At 40.2% G+C, this 20,666-nt stretch carries 16 protein-coding genes; 8 read left to right on the forward strand and 8 right to left on the reverse strand.

Translation table 11 applies throughout. The features are described 5' to 3' along the window. Nucleotides 1-7: 7 nt before the first annotated feature. From argC to fahA, 7 genes are all read right to left on the reverse strand, one after another. Nucleotides 8-985 carry an N-acetyl-gamma-glutamyl-phosphate reductase gene (argC, locus tag OLM56_RS10420; protein WP_264526912.1) on the reverse strand — a complete coding sequence of 326 codons (978 nt, stop codon included), beginning with the start codon at nucleotides 983-985 and terminating at the stop codon, nucleotides 8-10. Next, entirely contained in the window at nucleotides 978-2,171 is a 1,194-nt protein-coding gene (locus OLM56_RS10425) for an argininosuccinate synthase (protein ID WP_264526913.1), read from the reverse strand. The genes argC and OLM56_RS10425 overlap by 8 nt, the downstream gene beginning before the upstream one ends. Nucleotides 2,172-2,175: 4 nt before the next feature. Beyond that, nucleotides 2,176-2,784 carry a GNAT family N-acetyltransferase gene (locus OLM56_RS10430; RefSeq protein WP_264526914.1) on the reverse strand — a complete coding sequence of 203 codons (609 nt, stop codon included), beginning with the start codon at nucleotides 2,782-2,784 and terminating at the stop codon, nucleotides 2,176-2,178. 463 nt (nucleotides 2,785-3,247) lie between these two features. Then, a complete protein-coding gene (locus OLM56_RS10435) occupies nucleotides 3,248-4,717 on the reverse strand; it encodes an N-acetylmuramoyl-L-alanine amidase (protein ID WP_264526915.1) in 1,470 nt (489 codons plus the stop codon). 1 nt (nucleotide 4,718) lies between these two features. After that, a complete protein-coding gene (locus OLM56_RS10440) occupies nucleotides 4,719-5,579 on the reverse strand; it encodes a TolB family protein (protein ID WP_264526916.1) in 861 nt (286 codons plus the stop codon). A gap of 130 nt (nucleotides 5,580-5,709) precedes the next feature. Then, nucleotides 5,710-6,891 carry a hypothetical protein gene (locus OLM56_RS10445; RefSeq protein ID WP_264526917.1) on the reverse strand — a complete coding sequence of 394 codons (1,182 nt, stop codon included), beginning with the start codon at nucleotides 6,889-6,891 and terminating at the stop codon, nucleotides 5,710-5,712. Nucleotides 6,892-7,004: 113 nt separating this feature from the next. Then, nucleotides 7,005-8,288: a fumarylacetoacetase gene (gene fahA / locus OLM56_RS10450; protein ID WP_264526918.1), complete on the reverse strand. Its 1,284-nt coding sequence runs from the start codon at nucleotides 8,286-8,288 to the stop codon at nucleotides 7,005-7,007. Between the two features lie 110 nt (nucleotides 8,289-8,398). Between fahA and glyA the strand changes: the two genes are divergently transcribed. The 6 genes from glyA (at nucleotide 8,399) to OLM56_RS10480 (ending at nucleotide 17,092) form a co-directional block, all read left to right on the forward strand. Further along, the gene (gene glyA, locus OLM56_RS10455; RefSeq protein ID WP_121376504.1) at nucleotides 8,399-9,673 is read left to right on the forward strand and encodes a serine hydroxymethyltransferase; all 1,275 of its coding nucleotides are present in this window, start codon (nucleotides 8,399-8,401) and stop codon (nucleotides 9,671-9,673) included. Nucleotides 9,674-9,858: 185 nt separating this feature from the next. Next, on the forward strand, nucleotides 9,859-11,235 hold the full coding sequence (locus OLM56_RS10460; RefSeq protein ID WP_264526919.1) for a serine hydrolase domain-containing protein: 1,377 nt from the start codon (nucleotides 9,859-9,861) through the stop codon (nucleotides 11,233-11,235). 8 nt (nucleotides 11,236-11,243) lie between these two features. Next, nucleotides 11,244-11,618 carry a BlaI/MecI/CopY family transcriptional regulator gene (locus OLM56_RS10465; RefSeq protein ID WP_121376502.1) on the forward strand — a complete coding sequence of 125 codons (375 nt, stop codon included), beginning with the start codon at nucleotides 11,244-11,246 and terminating at the stop codon, nucleotides 11,616-11,618. 19 nt (nucleotides 11,619-11,637) lie between these two features. After that, the gene (locus OLM56_RS10470; protein WP_264526920.1) at nucleotides 11,638-13,842 is read left to right on the forward strand and encodes a M56 family metallopeptidase; all 2,205 of its coding nucleotides are present in this window, start codon (nucleotides 11,638-11,640) and stop codon (nucleotides 13,840-13,842) included. Nucleotides 13,843-13,901: 59 nt separating this feature from the next. Beyond that, entirely contained in the window at nucleotides 13,902-16,340 is a 2,439-nt protein-coding gene (locus tag OLM56_RS10475) for an outer membrane beta-barrel family protein (protein WP_264526921.1), read from the forward strand. Nucleotides 16,341-16,504: 164 nt separating this feature from the next. Next, nucleotides 16,505-17,092, forward strand: coding sequence for a tRNA-(ms[2]io[6]A)-hydroxylase (locus OLM56_RS10480; protein ID WP_170148787.1), 588 nt, complete (start codon nucleotides 16,505-16,507; stop codon nucleotides 17,090-17,092). On the opposite strand, the gene OLM56_RS10485 is transcribed toward OLM56_RS10480, so the two are convergent. Further along, nucleotides 17,093-17,665 (reverse strand): pentapeptide repeat-containing protein, encoded by a 573-nt coding sequence (locus OLM56_RS10485; RefSeq protein WP_264526922.1) that lies wholly within the window; start codon nucleotides 17,663-17,665, stop codon nucleotides 17,093-17,095. A gap of 322 nt (nucleotides 17,666-17,987) precedes the next feature. Here OLM56_RS10485 and OLM56_RS10490 point away from each other — a divergent pair, with 322 nt between their 5' ends. Both OLM56_RS10490 and OLM56_RS10495 read left to right on the forward strand, forming a co-directional pair. Beyond that, nucleotides 17,988-19,106: a vWA domain-containing protein gene (locus tag OLM56_RS10490; RefSeq protein ID WP_121376497.1), complete on the forward strand. Its 1,119-nt coding sequence runs from the start codon at nucleotides 17,988-17,990 to the stop codon at nucleotides 19,104-19,106. A gap of 45 nt (nucleotides 19,107-19,151) precedes the next feature. Beyond that, the gene (locus OLM56_RS10495) at nucleotides 19,152-20,615 is read left to right on the forward strand and encodes an AAA family ATPase (RefSeq protein WP_264526923.1); all 1,464 of its coding nucleotides are present in this window, start codon (nucleotides 19,152-19,154) and stop codon (nucleotides 20,613-20,615) included. Nucleotides 20,616-20,666: the final 51 nt, after the last annotated feature.

The following is a 20,666-nucleotide window of genomic DNA, read 5'->3' on the forward strand; positions in this document are numbered from 1 at the left end:
TTTTTGTTTAAAATCCGCTTGGTTTTAGTTGGAGCCCGGTGGTTTCATCAAGCCCAAACATCAAGTTCATATTTTGGACGGCTTGTCCTGAAGCACCTTTCAATAAATTATCGATTACTGAAGTGATCAAAAGATAACCGCCCTTTTTCTCCAAACTGATGATACATTTGTTTGTCTGCACCGCCATTTTCATGCTGATACTTTGATTCGTAACCAGCGTAAAAGGATGGTTTTTATAGAAATTATGATATAAATTGGTCATTTCTTCGATGCTTTTGTCTGTTTTTGTATAAAGCGTTGCAAAAATTCCTCTGGTAAATTCGCCTCGATTTGGAATGAACAATAGTTCGTTTTTAAAATCACTTTGTAGTTGATATAAGCTTTGCTGAATTTCCGCTAAATGCTGATGTTCAAAGGCTTTGTAGTGTGAAATATTTGAATTTCTCCAGCTATGGTGTGTTGTTTCTGTCGGCTGAACTCCAGCACCTGTACTTCCTGTCAAGGCATTGATGTGGATATCGTCTTGCAATATATTTGCTGAAGCCAAAGGCAAAAGCGCCAATTGAATCGCTGTAGCAAAACAACCTGGATTTGCAATATATTTTGCTGTGGTAATTTTGTCTTTGTTCAATTCCGGCAAGCCATAAATAAAGGACTCTGATTGAAAACCAGCATCATTACTTAAACGGAAATCATTGCTCAAGTCGATAATTCTTGTATGCGATGCAAAATGGTTATTCTCCAAAAATGTTTTTGATTTTCCGTGTCCCAAACAAAGAAATACGATATTTACTTCAGGATTTATTTTATCTGTGAATAATAAATCTACTTCTCCAATCAAGTCAGGGTGTGCAATAGTCAAAGGTTTTCCTGCTTGAGAAGTACTAAAAACAAAATCGATTTCTACATTAGGATGGTTTGCCAAAACTCTTAGCAATTCGCCAGACGTGTAGCCGGCGCCTCCAATAATTCCTGCCTTAATCATAATCAACGGTATTTACTTGTGAATAAATCGACTGCGCATTTCCAAGGACTTTGATAAAACCTTTAGCGTCATCGGCAGTCCAAGCATTGTTCATTTCGCCATATTGTCCAAATTTGGTATTCATCAGATCGTGGTCAGATTTAATTCCGTCTAAAGAAAAATGATAGGGCTTTAAGCTTACGGTTACAGTTCCGGTTACATTTTTTTGAGTATCTTCTAGAAAAGCCTCGATGTTTCTCATCACAGGATCTAAAAATTGGCCTTCATGAAAAAGCATTCCGTACCAATTTCCGAGCTGTTCCTTCCAGTATTGCTGCCATTTTCCAAGCGTATGTTTTTCTAAAAGATGGTGTGCTTTTAAGATAATCAATGGGGCTGCAGCTTGAAAACCAACTCTTCCTTTAATGCCGATAATAGTGTCGCCAACATGAATATCTCTCCCAATAGCAAAAGCACTTGCCAATTTTTCAAGGGTTAGGATATTTGCTGAAGGCTTGTCAAATACGTTGTTGATACCCGCGATTTCTCCTTTTTCAAAATGCAAGGTTACTTTTTCTGCTTCTGTTTTTTGAAGCTGAGATGGATAAGCGCTGTCTGGCAACGGCAAATTAGAGGTCAGCGTTTCTTTACCGCCAACGCTTGTTCCCCAAATTCCTTTATTGATAGAATATTGTGCCTTTTCCCAAGAATAGTCTACGCCATTTTTTTGCAGGTAATCGACTTCTTCTTGTCTTGACAATTTCAAATCTCTGATTGGCGTAATGATTTCCATTTCTGGAGCAATTGTCTGGAAAATCAAGTCAAAACGAATCTGGTCGTTGCCAGCACCCGTGCTTCCGTGAGCAATTGCAGAAGCGCCAATTTTTTTGGCATATTTGACGGCTTCAATTGCTTGAAAAACTCTTTCAGCACTTACAGAAAGCGGATATGTGTTGTTTTTCAATACGTTGCCAAATACCAAAAACTTGATTGCCTTTTCGTAATAGTGGTCGATGATATCTAAATTGATATGCTGTGCACTTCCTAATTCATAAGCTCTTTTTTCGATAGCGTCTAATTCTTCTGCATCAAAACCGCCTGTGTTTATCAGTACAGTATGGACTTCTAACTGCTTTTCGTTCTTTAAATATTTCAGGCAGAAGGAAGTGTCCAGACCGCCGCTATATGCTAAAACTACTTTTTTCATGGTATTATTTTTTTAAAAATGTCTGCTTGATTTGTCTCAATCGGGTCAGCACTTTTTTATTGAATTTGATTTCTTCCGGTTTTTTGTTGTTTGGGTCATAAAGCATTCCTGTACATAGGCACATCTTGAATTCTTTCCTTTCTAAGATGTCATAGTTGGTACAGCCTTTACAGCCTGCCCAAAACGTAGGATCTGTCGTCAACTCTGAAAAAGGAACTGGTTTATAGCCTAAATCAGAATTGATTTTCATGACTGCTAAACCTGTCGTAATTCCAAAAATTTTAGCTCCTGGATATTTTTCTTGGGAATACTCAAAAACCTTTTTCTTGATTTGTTTGGCAAGCCCCAAATGACGGTAGTCAGGATGAACAATGAGTCCAGAATTGGCAACAAATTGGCCATGTTCCCAGCTTTCGATGTAGCAGAATCCGGCAAATTTTCCGTTTTCTAAAGCGATAATGGCATCGTTGTTTTGCATTTTCTTTTGGATGTATTCAGGTGATCTTTTGGCGATTCCTGTACCTCTCAAAAGTGCCGAAGCTTCCATAGTGTCGCATATTTCCTGCGCAAATTTATAATGCTCTTCTTGAGCAATACAGATGGATACATTCATTTTTAAATGTATGATTGGATTAAAAAATAGGATAGTAAAATCGTGACGGATGGAAAAAATAGGGCGGACCTATTTCATAAAAATATAAGCAGACCTATGGCCGGAAAAAAGCCAAAGCTGAAAAATCTAAAAATAATACGGTAAAGTCAGGATAGTAAAATCCCAAGGATAAAGTTGAAAGTTTCAAAACTAAGAAAAATGAAAAATGAATAAACTAATTCGGACTCGATGTAGCTTGGCGGTACAAATTATGACCGCACAACCCGTGAAGTTTGGGTTGAGATTGTCCGTGAAGTTGTATGTAACTTGTAATTATTCATCGCTGCAAATGTAGGCAAAAAAAATAAAAAATTATGGCTTTGATGTTTTTTAACAAATTGTTTATAAAAGCATATAAAAAAATCTGAAGCTGATTGACCTGCTTCAGATTTTCTATAAGTATTGCTAATGCAAAATGCGATTGCTAATTTTTGATAATTTTTTTTGTAAATTCTTGGTTGTCAGCTTTTACGTTGACTATATAAGTTCCGGAAGGGAATTTAGAAATATCGATTGCTGTTTCAGATTGTCTATCGCTGTCCAAGCTTCTCATTTCTACTTGTTTCCCTGTGATGTCATATATCGAATAGCTGATTTCGCCTACAGAGGCTTTGTCGACTGCAATAACAAAATGCCCATCATTTGGATTTGGATAGATTTTCACATCCAATTCAGATTTTCCGATAGAATTTCCTTCTCTTCCTGACGTACAGCTGATGGCTGTTCTTGAAAGCGTTCCGTTAGAATTGTTGACCGAGCCGTTAGCATTTTTGGCTTTTACATAATACGAATAGCTTGTTCCAGCTACAATCAGGTAGGTATTTAAGAAGGAATTTCCAGTTACATCTGGAGCATAAAGATTTCCGTTTCTGTAAATATCATACGAAGTTGCATTGCTGGATGTTGTCCATGTTACGTTAATTGCGCTTTGTGTCCCGCTACAAGTCGCAGTCGCAGTAATGGTAAAGCTTCCAGGTGTTGCGTTGCACACTAGGGTTGCGGCAGAAAGCGTTCCGTTAGAATTGGTTCTTGTTCCAGAACTGTTTTTTGCAATAACATAATACGTGTATGTAGTTCCTCCAGTTACAAGCGTATTGATGTATTGTGTTCCAGAAATATTACTGGCATACAGCGCGCCGTTTCTATAGATATCATAGCCAGTTGCATTACTAGAAGCAGTCCAATTTAATCGGTTTTGAGTTGAAGTACCGCTGCATTCCGGAGTAAGAGTCAGAGAAAAAGTTCCCGGTGCGGCCACAGCGCTGCAAGTAAGGTTTAAATTCGACTTCAATGCATTGAAATAGGCCAAAGCAAAACTGTCTCTCCACGTATTGCTGTTTAGTTTTGTAGCATCAGAAGTAAAATCGACAAAACCGATTTCATTTAAGCAGGCCGTTGCAGAAGAATAACGCAAGACGCCCAAATGATACGCTAAAAAGCTATTGTCTTCTACACAACGTCTGTTAGTCCATGAACCGTGCGTCACCATATCGGCTTGAATTTTTTGCGCAAAAGCAATATCAGGTGCCGTGCTAGTATCGTCGGCTGTACAATAAAACGTTTCGGTTCCAGTTCCGCCACCCGCGTTGCAATGGATGCTCAAAAGACGGTCGGCATTCCAGTTGTTCGACATTAAGGCTCTTTGGTTGACAGAAATCCAGCCGTTGACATTGGTCGTTCTTGTAAGATGTGCTGTCCAAGTACAGCTGTTGTCAATCAAAGCTTTTGTTTTTTGTCCGACAGCCAAAGCGGTTTCAATTTCGGTAGCTGTTCTACCATCTGGATTGTCACTTGTGCTAGTTCCATAACCATGCCCAGGATCAAGGACAATTATCTGTGCGTTTACTCCTAAAGACAATAGCAATAAACTGAGTATAAAAGTTATTTTTTTCATCTTAATTCATTTTTAGAGTTGCGATAAAGAGTCTTCCGGTCTTGTCATCTGAAAAAATGACTTTGTCCTTGTGGATTGTTGGAAACATTTCAGAAATTACTTCTGTATTGGTAATCTTTTTGGTCTTGGCATTTTTAACATCAAAAAGATACAATTCTGAATTGCTTACGGTATGTCCGTTTTCGCTCTCGTCTAAAAATCCGATAAGATAACTGTCGTCGTCAGACCATGCTGTTGCTATTCCAGTACCTATTTTTCGGCCTTTGGAATTTCCATCCAAGTCATAAATATAAATGTCGGCTCCATTATGAACGGCCACTTTTTTGCCATCGTTAGAAAGCAGGGCGTTATAAAATTGCCCTTCGTCTTTGGTCACGGTCCATTGTTTCGATGTAGCCAAATCTTTAGCTTCAATCTTTAAGCTGGCCAGATTGGTATAGATAACTACTTGCTGGTCGCCTTTTTTAGAAGGTGCTCCTTTATAAGAAGGCAGGTAATTATGGTCGATGTTTTCAACCTTTTTAGAATACTGGTCGCGGATGTTGTAGTTGATTACCTTGGCATTGGAAAAATATTCTTTTTCGGATTTTTCCTTGTAATAAAAAGAATTGCCCGATTTGTCCCAGACATACGAATAACCGCTGCCAGGCTTGTCAGAAATAGGTTTGACACTATTTGTTTTTAGGTCTAGGAGATAGACACCTTTTAAATGCTCTCCAGTAAGTAAGACAAATTCTCCCGTGGGAGAAAATAGGGGATTGGTGTAAAAGCCATCCACTTCGATACGATCGAAACTATCGATTTTTTGTGCATAAATCGACAAGCTCATGAGGAATGAGCATAGCATAGTAGTTTTATTCATAATTGATAAATTTAGGTTGTTATAAAATTAACCTATAAAATCTTATAAATAAATACTAATTATGTTAATTTATTGTAATGTAATTCGTTATCGAAGCAAAAGCTTTGCTTTTACGGCTATTTTTTAAGGATTATCTCCTGATTCTGTTTCTAGAAATAATATCCTTCAATTTTACTTTCAAGTCTTCACCCGTATCGTAAATCATCTGTTCGTTTGAAGGGAAAGGCACTGCTTTTTGATTAAAGTAGGTATAATAGGATTCGTCAGCAGCTCTTCTATCGCCTCTATAATTCGAGTAAATATTCTCAAAAACAAATTCGCTGGATAGCGGGAAAGTCTGCAACAATTGGCTTGTTTTATAATCTACATAATCAACTTTGGCAGTAACCTGAGCCGCTTTGAATTGCGTGAATTCATAAATATCAATCTTGATGGTTTTGAATTTATCAACTTTGATCGGATTTCCAAGGCTGTCTTTTACGACATTTCCACGAGAATCTGTCAGGTTTTTAACACCGTCTTTTATCTGCTTCTCTTTGATAAATTGCTTTTCTTTTACTTGTTCTGGAGAAATAGTAATCTGGCGGAAGTTTACCACGACTCCAAAATCATAATCGATTCCCTTTTGCTTGCTGCTGTGGTATACGGTCCATTTGTCGTTCATGCCATTGGTGCTAAAGTCCAAAAGATCATTTTGCAAGCGCGTAGGAATGACCATATTGGTTTCATTTTTCATATAAACATTCACATAATCGGTACCTTTAGACAAGGCATCGTCCATCAGCTTTCGCACATCTTTAAAATTAGGGTTAATCTGGTCAAGATAAGCTAAATCATCATAGGCACGGCGAATAGTCATCTTGTCTTTTGTCAACAACAACGCTTTTGCATTGTCATAAAGATATTTCGAAAGCGCATTCTTGCTGCTAACAATCTGGTCTGAATAATCATCAAAAGGAAAAATAGCATTTCTGTTTTCTTTCATCAGTCGCAAAGGTAACAGCGGACGTATTTTTTCCTGGCGGTTGTTTAATTGCACGTAAGTCGTATAAATGCGTTCCAGATTTCGCGGATTGGCATCTTTTGCTAAGAATTGGATATCACGCAGGTCGCGTTCTTTTGCTTTGGCAAAAGCTTCTTCTAATAAGTAAACATAATCCTGTTTTCCTTTTTTGTCCTTGTTAGATCGGAGGCTGCCTACGGCATTATCGATTGCTCCATCATAATCGCCGCTGGTGAGCATGTTTGTGGTCTGCTTCACGCCGCAAGAAGCTAAAACTAGAATCAAAAACAGGGTAGTAATTTTCTTCATAAAAGGTAAAATTTTAAGCAAATATATATCTTTTTTTGAAGCTGTTTTAGCTTTTATGTCCAAAACAAAAAAGCCCCGAATTACCGGAGCTTTTAAGAAGTATGTAGTTGCTATTATTTTCTAAAGAATGGAGGCAGAAGCTTGCTTGAAACCTCACCAAAACCGATCCTTACATTTTCTTTTGTACAAAAGCCTTTCATGATTACGGTATCGCCGTCATTGATGAATTTGCGTTCTGTGCCGTCGCTCAAGGTGATAGGATTTTTTCCGCCCCAAGTAAGTTCCAGCATCGAACCGAAACTGTCAGGAGTAGGTCCCGAAATAGTTCCAGAACCCATCATGTCGCCAGAATTCACACGGCATCCGTTTGAAGTATGATGTGCCAATTGCTGGCTCATGCTCCAATACATATATTTAAAATTCGATTTGGAAATAACTGTCGGCTTAGCGTTTTCAGGCTGTAAAGAAACTTCTAGATTGATATCGAATGTTTTTTTGCCTTTCTCTTGCAGATAAGGCAACGGCATTGGCTCTTGTTGAGGGCCTTTGGTTCTGAAAGGCTCTAGAGCATCCATAGTCACAATCCAAGGTGAGATTGATGAAGCAAAGTTTTTTGCTAAGAAAGGTCCTAGCGGCACATATTCCCACTTTTGGATATCTCTAGCGCTCCAGTCGTTTAAAAGCACCATTCCGAAAATATAATCCTCAGCCTCATGTACTGGAATATTTTCGCCCATGATATTAGCATCCGTCGTGATAAAAGCAGTTTCCAATTCAAAATCAACTAATCTCGATGGACCAAAAACAGGAGTCGTTTCGCCGTTAGGCAAAGTCTGTCCCATTGGACGGTGCACCGGAATTCCCGAAGGAACAATCGTCGAGCTTCTGCCATGGTAGCCTACTGGAATATGAAGCCAGTTCGGCAATAAAGCATTTTCTGGATCACGGAACATTTTACCAACATTGGTAGCATGTTCTCTGCTCGAATAAAAATCGGTATAATCTCCGATCAAGACAGGAAGCTGCATTTCGACCTCTTCAATTTTAAAAATCACGGTTTCCCTGTGCTTTTCATTGTCTCTCAATTCGGCATTAGTTGCATCAAAAATATCAGCAATTCGGTTTCTCACCAATCGCCATGTCTTTTTTCCGTCGGATATAAAATCATTTAAAGTGTCCTGCATGAACATATCGTCCGTCAGGTCAATTCCTTCAAAATAGTTTAATTGCTGCAAGGCACCCAAATCAATGGCGAAATCGCCAATCCTAGTTCCGATTGTGACAACATCATCTTTGGTTAGAAAAACTCCAAAAGGTATATTCTGTATCGGAAAATCGCTGTCTGTTGGGACTTCTAGCCAAGATTTTCTGGTTGGGTCGTTAGCTGTTATAGGCATTATTGTTGTTAGTTTATTTGTTTATAAATCAAGTATCAAATATATCGTTATATGGCATTTTAACAAACGCTTTTCGTATTTTTGTCCTCAAATTAACAAAAAATTATCAAATGCAACGCGACGAACAAATTTTTGACTTAATATTAGAAGAACAAGACAGACAAATTCACGGTTTGGAACTGATTGCTTCAGAGAACTTTGTAAGCGACCAAGTACTTGAAGCGGCAGGATCTATCCTGACAAATAAATATGCCGAAGGCTATCCTGGCAAAAGATATTATGGAGGCTGCGAAGTAGTTGACGTAATCGAGCAGATAGCAATCGACAGAGCAAAAGCATTGTTCGGTGCTGAATATGCAAATGTACAGCCGCATTCTGGCTCTCAAGCGAACACAGCTGTTTACCATGCTTGCCTAAAGCCTGGCGATAAAATTCTTGGTTTTGATTTGTCTCATGGAGGACATTTGACACACGGATCGCCAGTAAACTTTTCCGGAAGATTATACAATCCTGTATTTTACGGAGTAGAGCAGGAGACAGGCCGTTTGAACTACGACAAAATCCAAGAAATTGCTACAAAAGAACAACCAAAATTGATTATCGCAGGAGCTTCTGCTTATTCACGTGATATGGATTTTGCTCGTTTCAGAGAAATTGCTGACAGCGTTGGCGCAATCTTGATGGCGGATATTTCGCATCCGGCTGGGCTTATTGCTAAAGGCTTGATGAATGATCCGATTCCACATTGCCATATCGTAACGACTACAACACACAAGACATTAAGAGGACCTCGCGGCGGGATGATTTTGATCGGGAAGGACTTTGAAAATCCATTCGGAATCAAGACGCCAAAAGGAGAAATCAGAATGATGTCGTCTTTAATTGATGGTGCTGTTTTTCCTGGAAACCAAGGCGGTCCGTTAGAGCACATCATTGCGGCTAAAGCGGTTGCTTTTGGAGAAGCTTTGTCTGACGAATTCTTTACGTATGCAAGACAATTGCAGAAGAATGCCAATGCTATGGCAGAAGCTTTCGTAAAAAGAGGCTACAATATCATTTCTGGCGGAACTGACAATCACATGATGCTGATTGATTTGAGAAACAAAAACATTTCAGGCAAAGAAGCTGAAAATGCTTTAGTAAAAGCCGAAATTACCGTAAATAAAAATATGGTACCGTTTGACGACAAGTCACCATTCGTTACTTCAGGTATCCGTGTAGGAACTGCTGCGATCACGACTCGCGGTTTAGTAGAAGCGGATATGGAAACAATCGTTGACTTGATTGACAGAGTAATCCAAGATCATACCAATGAAGAACTTTTAGAGCAGATAGCTGACGAAGTAAACGAAATGATGAGTGAAAGGCCAATTTTCGTATACTAAATCATCTAGAATAGTCTTTTAAAAGCCCATACAAATTGTATGGGTTTTTTTATTGCCTGAAATTTTTTTCAAAAAAAACTTACCTAATAATTTGTTCGTACGAAAAATTTCCTACCTTTGGTTTGTTCAAGAATAATTTATGTTCTAAAGGGAACCATCAATCAAATCAATCAATCAAAAAACAAATGATAAAATTAGTTACACTTTCCGCCTTATTTTTAGTCCAAGCGGCCATCGCGCAGACAAAAGCTGAAAAATTGGACAGCCTTTTCATGGCGGTTGAAAAAGATAGCTCTTTTAATGGGAATGTCTTGATTGCAGAAAAAGGCAAAGTCATCTATGAAAGATCAGTGGGATATGCCGATTTCAAGACCAAAGAAAAGCTGAAAAGTAATTCCGTTTTTGAATTAGCTTCTGTCACCAAACAATTTACTGCCATGGGAATCGTTCTTTTACAAAAACAAGGAAAGCTTTCTTATGACGATCCGATCAGCAAATACCTGCCAGAATTATCGATGTATAATGATATTACAATAAAAAACCTGCTAATACATACAGGAGGGCTTCCTGATTATATGGAACTGATGAGCCAAGAAGAAAATAACGACGATTTCGCTACCAACCAGACTATTATCGATTTATTTGTCAAGCTGAAACCAGCAGTCTTATTCAAGCCAGACGAAAAACACGAGTACAGCAATACCGGTTATGCGTTACTGGCTACGATTATTGAAAGAGCATCTAAGCAAAGTTTAGGCGAATACCTGCAAGAAAACATCTTCAAGCCATTAAAGATGAAAGACACGAGAGTCTACAGAAGATGGTATAAGCCGGAGAAAATACAGAATATCACCCACGGGCACATCTATTCCGATAGCCTTAAGCAATTCATTTTTCCAGATGATATGGGCAAAAAGTACTATACCGTTTATCTTGACGGAATTGTAGGCGATGGTATGGTCAATTCTACAGCATCAGACTTGTTGTTATGGGACAGAGCTTTATATACAAACAAGCTGGTCAATGAAAAAGACAAAGAATTGATATTCAGTTCCTATACGACCAAAGACAAGCTGCCTACCAATTATGGTTTCGGATGGGGTATATCATCCAGCGAAATTTACGGAAAGGTCGTATCGCACAGCGGAGGCTGGTCTGGATATGTAACGTACATTGCCCGCTATCTCGATCGCGACTATACGATAATTTTGTTGCAGAATGTATCGTCAAGAAAAACAAAAATTCCGCAGAAGCAAGTCAAAAACATCCTGTTCGGAACTCTTTACAAAGCAGACCGTAAGAAAGTAGAAAAAGTGGCCGGCACCTATAAAAACGAAAAAGGAGACGAAAGAGAATTGTTTTTAGACCAAGGCAAGCTCTATGTAAGGCTGAATCCCGAATCTAAAATAGAGCTTATTCCGATTGCCGAAAACAAGTTTTTGGCAGACGGCTACCAGCCCGAAGTTTTCTACGAATTTGTCGCAGACAACAATAAGATCGCCAAATACATCGTCACACAGCCACAGCTGTCGGTACGAAAAGAAGCAATAAAAATTAAATAGAAAAGGATATGCAGTCAGAACCCACAAAATCAGAATTAGAAATCTTGCAAGTATTATGGCAATCAGGGCCAGCAACAGTACGATTTGTAAACGACCAGCTCAACGAGCAGAAACGATCTGTACAATATACCTCAACCCTGAAATTGATGCAGATCATGACCGAAAAAGGAATGCTTGTTAGCGATAAGACCCAGATGAAACACGTCTACAGTCCGGCGATAGAAGAGAAAAAAACAAAAGGCTTTCTTCTCGAAAAATTTGTAGACGCGATGTACAATGGTTCCAGCAGCAGTCTGATGATGCAACTGTTAGGAAACAAAAAAACTTCAAAAGAAGAAATCGAAGAAATTCGAAACTTATTAGACAAATTAGAAAACGAGTAGCAACTTAAAATTTTCGACTATGATAATGCCAAATGAAAATTTATTGAAAGCGATTTCTTGGACACTGGTACATTCTGTGTGGCAAGGATTGGTTCTGGCAGTTTTTGCCGGATTGGTGATAGTATTTACGAAAAAATCCAAAGCAACCTTACGCTATAACTGGCTATCAGGACTATTCCTTGCCTTTATGATTAGCGTTGGATTTACGTTTAGTTACGAATATCAGCAAGAAACAGCCGTTTCTGGCGGTGCTATAATTACTGCCGGAGCCTTAGATGCAGAAACCTTGGCTGTGGCAAACACGCCAAATTATTTTCAGGCAGTAGTCGGTTATCTTAATGAATATGCCGCTACAATCGTGGTCGTTTGGTTTTTGATTTTTTCTGTAAAATGCTTTGGTATTTTCAGAAGCTTGAGCAATATCTACAGAATAAGAAACTACAGGACTCAAGATGCTCCAGACTATTGGAACAGAAGAGTAGCAGAATTAAGCGAAAAGCTGAATATCAAGAAACACATCGTCCTTTTAGAGTCTCAACTCGTTAAGGTTCCCTCTGTTACCGGTTTCTTCAAGCCGATTATCCTCATTCCTGTAGGACTGCTTTCCAATCTGCCGCAAGACCAGATTGAAGCGATATTATTACACGAATTGGCACACATCCGCCGCAAAGACTATTTTATCAACTTGCTTCAGAGCTTTGCTGAAATCTTGTTCTTTTTCAACCCTGGACTTCTATGGATATCCTCGTTGATAAAAGAAGAAAGAGAAAATTGTTGCGATGATATCGCTGTCGGAATTACCAAAAGCAAATCCAATTTCATCCATGCCTTGGTTTCTTTCCAAGAATACAATATGAAACAAAACCAATTGGCACTTGGCTTCGGGAAAAATAAAAACCAGCTTTTAGAAAGAGCCAAACGTATCGTTCAAGACAACAACAAGTCATTAAACACGATAGAAAAAACGTTTCTTTCGATCTGCATTATCGTGATAATAACCTTCTCTTTTGCTTGTTCAAATACTAAGGCGACAGCGGCAAAAACAGCCGAAAAAGAAAGTAATACAGAGATAGCCTACTTGAAAAACCTGACGAAAGATAACCTGCTGACGGAAGAAGAAATCCAACAAGTAAAAATGGAAGCACAGGCAGCACAAAAAGAAGCTGCCATCGCAAAAGTAGAAGCTGAGGCATTTAGAATAGAAGCAGTCGCTGCCGCAGATGAAGCGCAAAAAGCTTTAAAAGAAGGAACAATTTCTGAAGAAGAAGTCAAGCAATACCACGCAGAAGCAATACAAGCACAACTTGATGCTGAAAAAGCCCGAAAAGAACACGAGCTGGCCCGAAAAGAAAATGATAAGGCTAGGAGAGAACACGAAGTAGCCAGAAAAGAACATGAAAAAGCTAGAAAAGAAAGCGAAATAGCAAGGAAAGAATCTGAGAAAGCCAGAAAAGAGTCTGAGAAGGCAAGAAAAGAATCTGAAAAAGCCCGAAAAGAAGCCGAAAAAGCAAGAGTAGAAGCGGATAAATACAGAACAACTACAGGAGCTACTTTTCAGCCCATAAGGCCGATGACTTTTGAGCAAGCACAAGCATCAGGTGTGTGTGTTATGCCGAACACGAACGTTGCTCCTCTAGCCAAAGCAGAGCCTATTGCAACAGGACAGAATTACGTGATAAGCAGACAAGATGCCATGAACAGCAGGATTCAAGCGAACAACGAACGTGCCGAACGCAAAATAAAAGCAAGCGAAAAACGCATAGCAGCCATTCAGTCTAAAAAAGACGAGATATCGAACAGTAAGAAAGAAATGTGGCTGGTAAACCAAAAAGCCAAACTTCAATTGGAAAGAGCTAAAATGTTTGAAATCAAACGTGCTACACAGGAAAAATACAACTTGCAAAAAATAAAATACAACCAAGACAGCCTTTACAGAAACTATAATAGAGAAGCCAAAGATAAAAGGACAGGCAACATCGTCATTCCAAACGATACAGACAATTTGAGCAGACAGATTATCCAAGTCTTGGCCAAAGAAAAAGCCATCGCGAGCACAGACAACCTATCCTATAAACTTTCGCACGATAGTATCATCGTAAACGGAAAAGCCATTACAGGAACAGTTCATAACCAATTAAAAAAATACCTAAAGCCAAACATTAGTGCTGTTTATTATAATTATGACGTAACCGCGCAAGACCTTGTAGCAAAATGTAAAGCTTAGAAAAAATAAAATGCCCTAATCAAGCAGAGTTTCAATCATCATCAAATCAATCAATCAAAATGCTAAAAAAACTGGCCAGCCTCTTGCTGCTCTATTCCGGAATTGCCGGAGCCCAATCGTCTGGGAAAATCATTGGAAAAATTACAGGAACGGGTCATAGCCCACTTGAAGCGACAGTAGTGTCGCTTCTTTTGGCAGAAGACAACTCGCTGATCAAGACACAATTCTCTGACCAAGACGGAAGCTTTGAGTTTTCCAGCCTCAAAGAAAACAACTATAAAATTTCCATTGAATATCTTGGCTATACCAAATACGAAAGCCAGTCAATTGCAGTCGCCCAAGAATCCGTTTCTCTAGGAGAAATCAACCTGCAGCCTTCGGAAGTCAATAACCTCAACGAAGTCGTCATCCAAAAACAAAAAAACTTTGTCGAAAGAAAGATAGACCGTACGGTGGTTAATGTCGATGCCATGATCTCAAACGCAGGAGCAGATGCGATGGAAGTCCTTGAAAAATCGCCCGGAATTATCGTGGAAGAAAACGGAACCATCAAGCTTAAAGGAAAATCCGGCGTTATGGTTTTTATAGACGATAAGCCGACTTATTTATCCGGGGCCGATTTGGAAGTCTACCTAAAATCACTCCCTGCCAGTACGCTAGATCAGATCGAAATCATGACCAATCCTCCTGCGCAGTATGATGCCGCAGGAAGCGCTGGCGTAATCAATATCAAGACCAAAAAAAGCAAGGCCAGAGGTTTTAACGGAAGCGTGACCTCTCGAATTTCCCAAGGAAAAAGAACCCATTATCGAGATGGACTGAATCTTAATTACACCGACAATAAGATCCGTCTTTTCGGGAATGTAAACTATGCCAATCAAAAATTTGTCAACGATCTCGATATTTTTAGAAGATATAAAAATGAAGACGGAAGTACCAAAAGCCTTTTCGACCAGAATACTATTATGAGAAATAAGGTCACTACGGGTAATGCTAAGATTGGGATGGATTATTATGCTTCTGAAAAATCGACTTTCGGAATGAGCCTCATCGGGCTGCTCAAATCCGGCAAAGAAAAAAAATCTGGCAAAAGCAGCCTTACGAATGCCTTTGGTGTTTTAGATTCTACTATTATTGCCGACAATAGAGAAGACAACAAATTCAAAAATGCAGGAGTCAACCTAAATTTCCGTCATGAATTTGATACTATTGGAAGGAAAATCACGATGGATGCCGATTATATAAAATATGAAAACGAGATCGACCAGAATTTTAAGAATTACATCTATCAGCCCGACAATACGCTTTCAGAACAAGACGAGTTGAGAGGCCATTTGCCGTCGAATATTAGCATCTATACTTTTAAGTCCGATTATACGCATCCTTTTAAAAAACAAGGCAAGCTTGAAGCCGGATACAAGATCAGCTACTCAAAAACCGACAATATCGCCGACTATGCCGATGTCATGGATAATATTCCTGTTCCTAATTACGACAGCAGTAACCATTTCAAATACGACGAAACAATCAATGCCCTCTATATTAATTACAGTCAAAACTTCAAGCGCTTTTCGTTCCAGACAGGATGGAGGCTCGAGACTACAATCTCAAAAGGAAATCAGCTGGGCAACATCGTCAAGCCTGCATCGCGATTCAAGAAAGACTATACCAATCTTTTTCCGACGCTCTTTGTGTCGTATAAATTAGATTCGGTGGGCAACAACCAGATGGTAGTTTCTTACGGCAAAAGAATCAACCGTCCCTATTTTCAAGACCTCAATCCGTTCCTGAGTCCGTTGGATAAGTTTACCTACTATTCCGGAAACCCCTATCTGAATCCTTCGTTTTCGCACAATGTTGAGCTCTCGTATAATTATAAAAGCCTGTTTTCGACCACGCTTACTTACATGAATTCTGAAGACGAAATCAATGAGACGATCGAAATTAATGACGGAATCTATTACAGCCGTCCTGGAAATATTGGCAAGAGCCAAGCGCTCAGCATCAACGTCAATTCAGACCTGGCTATAAACGACTGGCTGTCTACAAACCTCTATTCAGAATTGGTACATACCAGCTATAAGAGCCAGCTCTATACAGAAAATCTTGATACGCAAGGAGTTTTCTGGTTTGTTTCTGTACTGAATCGCTTGAAGTTTAAAGACGGATGGTCGGGAGAAATAAGCGGCAGGTACACCTCAAAAATTGAATCTGCACAATTCACGGTAGGAGCACGAGGAGCCGTAAACTTAGGCGTCCAAAAAAAGATACTACAAGGAAAAGGCAACCTAAAATTCGCTGTCAATGATATTTTTTATACCAACATCAACACAGGAACCATCAACAACCTCAAGCTCACCGATGCCACCTATAAAAACAAAGGCGATACCCGTTTTGCGGCCCTGACTTTCACCTATAGCTTTGGGAAATCTTTCAAAGCCAGAGAAGAACACGAAAGCACAGGCTCAGAAAGCGAGCAGAACAGAGTCAAGAATTAGCAATTTGAGTTCAGTAGTTAAAAGGAGCAAGGCCAAGCCGAAGCTCCTTTTAGCGTTTATAATCAGAAGCAATCTTAGTAACTCAACACCTTAGCGCCTCAGAACCTTATAGCGCAATTCAAAACAAATCCCTAAATTTGTAGCCTAAAACAGTCACTATGTCTATGCTGCGCCTAAAATTGCCGACCGACCCAAGATGGGTAAATATTGTTGAGAAAAACATTGAAGAAATCCTGACAGACCATGCGTGGTGTGAACAGAAAGCTGCTTCCAATGCGATCACGATTATTACCATCAATTCAGAATACCCTGACTTGGTAACTGATATGCTGGCGTTGGCAAAAGAAGAAATAGAGCATTTTGAAATGGTACATAACATCATCAAAAAAAGAGGACTCACGTTAGGCCGCGAGCGCAAAGACGAATACGTAGGAGAGCTGGCACAATACATGAAACGCAGCAATACTGGAAGCCGTGTCTCAGGATTCGTAGAAAGAATGCTCTTCTCTGCCATGATTGAAGCCAGAAGCTGTGAACGTTTTAAAGTCCTTTCAGAAAACATCAAAGACGAAGAACTATCCAAATTCTATTGGGAGCTGATGGAAAGCGAAGCCGGACACTACACCACATTTATTACCTATGCCCGAAAATACGGCCACGGAATCGATGTCGAGAAACGCTGGAGAGAATGGCTTGAGTTTGAAGCCTCCATCATTGAAAATTACGGAAAAAGCGAAACCATACACGGATAATCAGCCGCGAATGACCAATTCGTGCTTATCCAATAAACCTTTCAAGCCAGCTAATGAAAAGCTGGCTTTTTTGATTTTGTTTTTCTCCGGATCGATAGAGAAATTATAACTCGTCGTAAAATCAGCCTTGATAGCCGTCGTATTATTAAAAACCGACTTGTGCAGGTTGCAGTTGTCAAACAGTACATTCGTCAAATCCGTATTCATAAAGTCAAGCGCAATCATGCTGCAGTTCGTGAACGTAGTGCCTTTCATCTTGAGGTCATAAAACTTGGCAAAATCAAGAATGCAATCCTTGAAATGAATCTCAAAGATCAGCTTGTCGCACATCGAAAAATTCACGTCCAATACCTGGCAGTCGATAAAACTCACGCCTCGAAAAGCCACATGGTTGATTCGGGCACCGCTAAAATCGCAGTTGATAAAAGTACAATCGGTAAACGCCACGCCGATAAAGTTGCAGCGAGTAAAATCACAACCCGTAAAAGTACACGCCTCAAATTCTCTCAAGTTAAAAGCATCTTCCGTATAGACCTCATTAGAATAGGCTTGGTCGTGAAAATAATCTGTCATACGCTATAAAATTTGCCACAAATCTATTCCAAATCCTACTGGAATAAAAATTTACGCAAAATACTTCTCAACATTCTCAAACAGCAACGCTTTAAAAAGGCAAGATCGATTTCAATAGTTTGAATTATGCAACTGACAATCCAAACTAGGCAGCTAACTTTACAAACCAATACACAAACAATAAGAGTAATTCAATTAACAATAAGCACAACCAAATACTGTAACCAATAAGAAATTCGAAATTCCCCACAGTTTCATTTTAACTAAAAATTAATACCTGTTTCAAGCCAACACATTCCATTAAGCATTAATTTTATCCTCTATGGAAACTAACAAAAGAAAAGGCTTTCTATTCAAGCAATACGAAGCTCCAAATTTGTCTCCGTTTGATAAGCTCTTCGAGATTTTCAAAGAATTGATTACGCACACTTCAGGCGATTTGGACGAGGCCATAGACTGGCTTCGCGAACTAGACAAAGAATACAAACTGACCGATTCAAACTACACTATCGATGATTTCATCGAAGACTTAAAAAAGAAAGGATTTATACGAGAAGAAATTAAAGACGACGGTTCTGGCGGACTTGCCATCACGGCAAAAACAGAAAGAGCCATACGCCAGCAAGCCCTTGACCAGATTTTCGGCAATCTTAAGCGAAGCGGTTCGGGCAACCACAAGACTAAATATTCCGGAAGCGGCGACGAACATACGGGAGAATTCCGGGAATTCCACTTTGGCGATAGCCTCGAACGCATTTCGCTGACCGAAAGTCTTAAAAATGCCCAGATCAACAACGGCATCGACAGCTTTAAGCTGACCGAAGATGATTTGGTAGTAGAAGATTCCCAATTCAAGGCACAGATGAGCACGGTACTGATGATCGATATCAGCCATAGCATGGTGCTGTATGGCGAAGACCGTATCACGCCCGCTAAAAAAGTAGCTATGGCATTAGCAGAACTGATTACGACACGCTATCCGAAAGACACGTTGGATATCTTGGTGTTCGGAAACGATGCCTGGCCGATTGCCATCAAAGACTTGCCTTACCTCAAGGTCGGACCGTACCATACCAATACGGTAGCCGGATTAGAGCTGGCCATGGACTTGTTACGCCGAAAGCGCAATACCAACAAGCAGATCTTTATGATTACGGACGGAAAGCCGAGCTGCGTTCGCGAACGCGATGGCTCGTATTACATGAACAGCAACGGACTCGACGAATATATCGTAGACAAATGCTATACGATGGCGCAGCAGGCCCGAAAACTTCACATTCCGATCACTACATTTATGATTGCGAACGATCCCTATCTGCAGCAGTTTGTCAATCACTTTACCGAAGCGAACCAAGGAAAGGCGTTCTACACCGGACTGAAAGGATTAGGAGAAATGATTTTTGAAGATTACGAAACCAACAGAAAAAAAAGAATAAAATAAGCAGGCCAAAGGAGGCCCGCTTTTAAGCAAACAATACAGGATACAATGAAAGCAGCAACTATAAAAACCCTCGGAGAATTAAAAAAATCCGGCTATGAATCCAAAAGCATCAAAGACGAACTGCGCGACAACCTTCGCCAGAAAATAAGCAAAGGAGAAACCGTTTTCCATGGCGTACACGGTTACGAAGATTCCGTAATACCCGAACTCGAAAGAGCCATACTTTCCCGACACAACATCAACCTTTTAGGATTGCGCGGTCAAGCCAAGACCCGACTGGCGCGCCTGATGATCACGCTGCTCGACGAATGGATGCCTATTGTGGCAGGCTCAGAAATCAACGACGATCCGCTGAAGCCTATTTCACGATTTGCCAAAGACCTGATTGCAGCAGAAGGAGATAATACTCCGATTGCATGGATCCACAGAGACGAACGCTTTTTTGAAAAGCTGGCCACGCCAGACGTTACCGTTGCCGACCTGATTGGCGATGTAGACCCGATCAAAGCCGCCAACCTAAAACTTTCGTATGCCGATGACCGAGTAATCCATTTCGGAATGATACCAAGAGCCAACCGCTGCATCTTTGTCATCAACGAATTGCCCGATTTGCAAGCCCGAATCCAAGTAGCACTGTTCAATATCCTGCAAGAAGGCGATATCCAGATTCGCGGATTCAAATTACGTCTTGCCCTCGACATGCAGTTTGTGTTTACGGCCAACCCAGAAGACTATACCAACAGAGGCAGCATCGTGACGCCTTTGAAAGATAGGATCGGCTCGCAGATACTTACGCACTATCCAGAAACCATCGAGATTGCGAGAACGATTACCGAACAAGAATCCAATCTTGACAGCCGCCAGAGCGATCTCATCCACGTTCCGTCAATAGCCAAAGACTTGCTAGAGCAGATCAGCTTTGAAGCACGTGAAAGCGAATTTATTGATAACAAAAGCGGTGTCAGTGCCCGTTTGAGCATTACTGCCTTTGAAAACCTGTTAAGTACTGCCGAACGACGCGCTCTTAAAGCAGGAGCAGAAAAAACAACGCTGCGCTTGGCCGACTTTATGGGCATCATACCTGCAATTACCGGAAAAGTAGAATTGGTCTACGAAGGCGAGCAAGAAGGAGCAGGAGTAGTAGCACAACATCTGATAGGCGATGCCATCAAGACGTTTTTCCCGCTTTATTTCCCTAAGATAGAAAAGCTAGAAAGACAAGAAGACAAAAGCCCTTACAAAGAAATAATAGACTGGTTCTTCAACGAAAGCGGCTTTGAGCTGCTAGACGATGCGCCCGATGCCGAATACAAACAGCAATTGGATTCCATCATCCCACTTAGAGCCTTGATTGCCAAATACCAGCCCGATGTGGCGCCCGAAGATACCTATTTCATGAAAGAATTCGTGCTCTGGGGCTTGGTCGAATACAACAAGCTCAGCAAGGACCGAATCATCAAAGGCTACCAGTTCAACGACCTGTACGGAAGCTACATCAAGAAATTATAAAAAAACAATGCCTCTCCATCGAGAGGCATTGCTGCTTAAAGCTTGGGGGAA

It is taken from the genome of Flavobacterium sp. N2550, assembly GCF_025947265.1.
Lineage (GTDB): Bacteria > Bacteroidota > Bacteroidia > Flavobacteriales > Flavobacteriaceae > Flavobacterium > Flavobacterium endophyticum.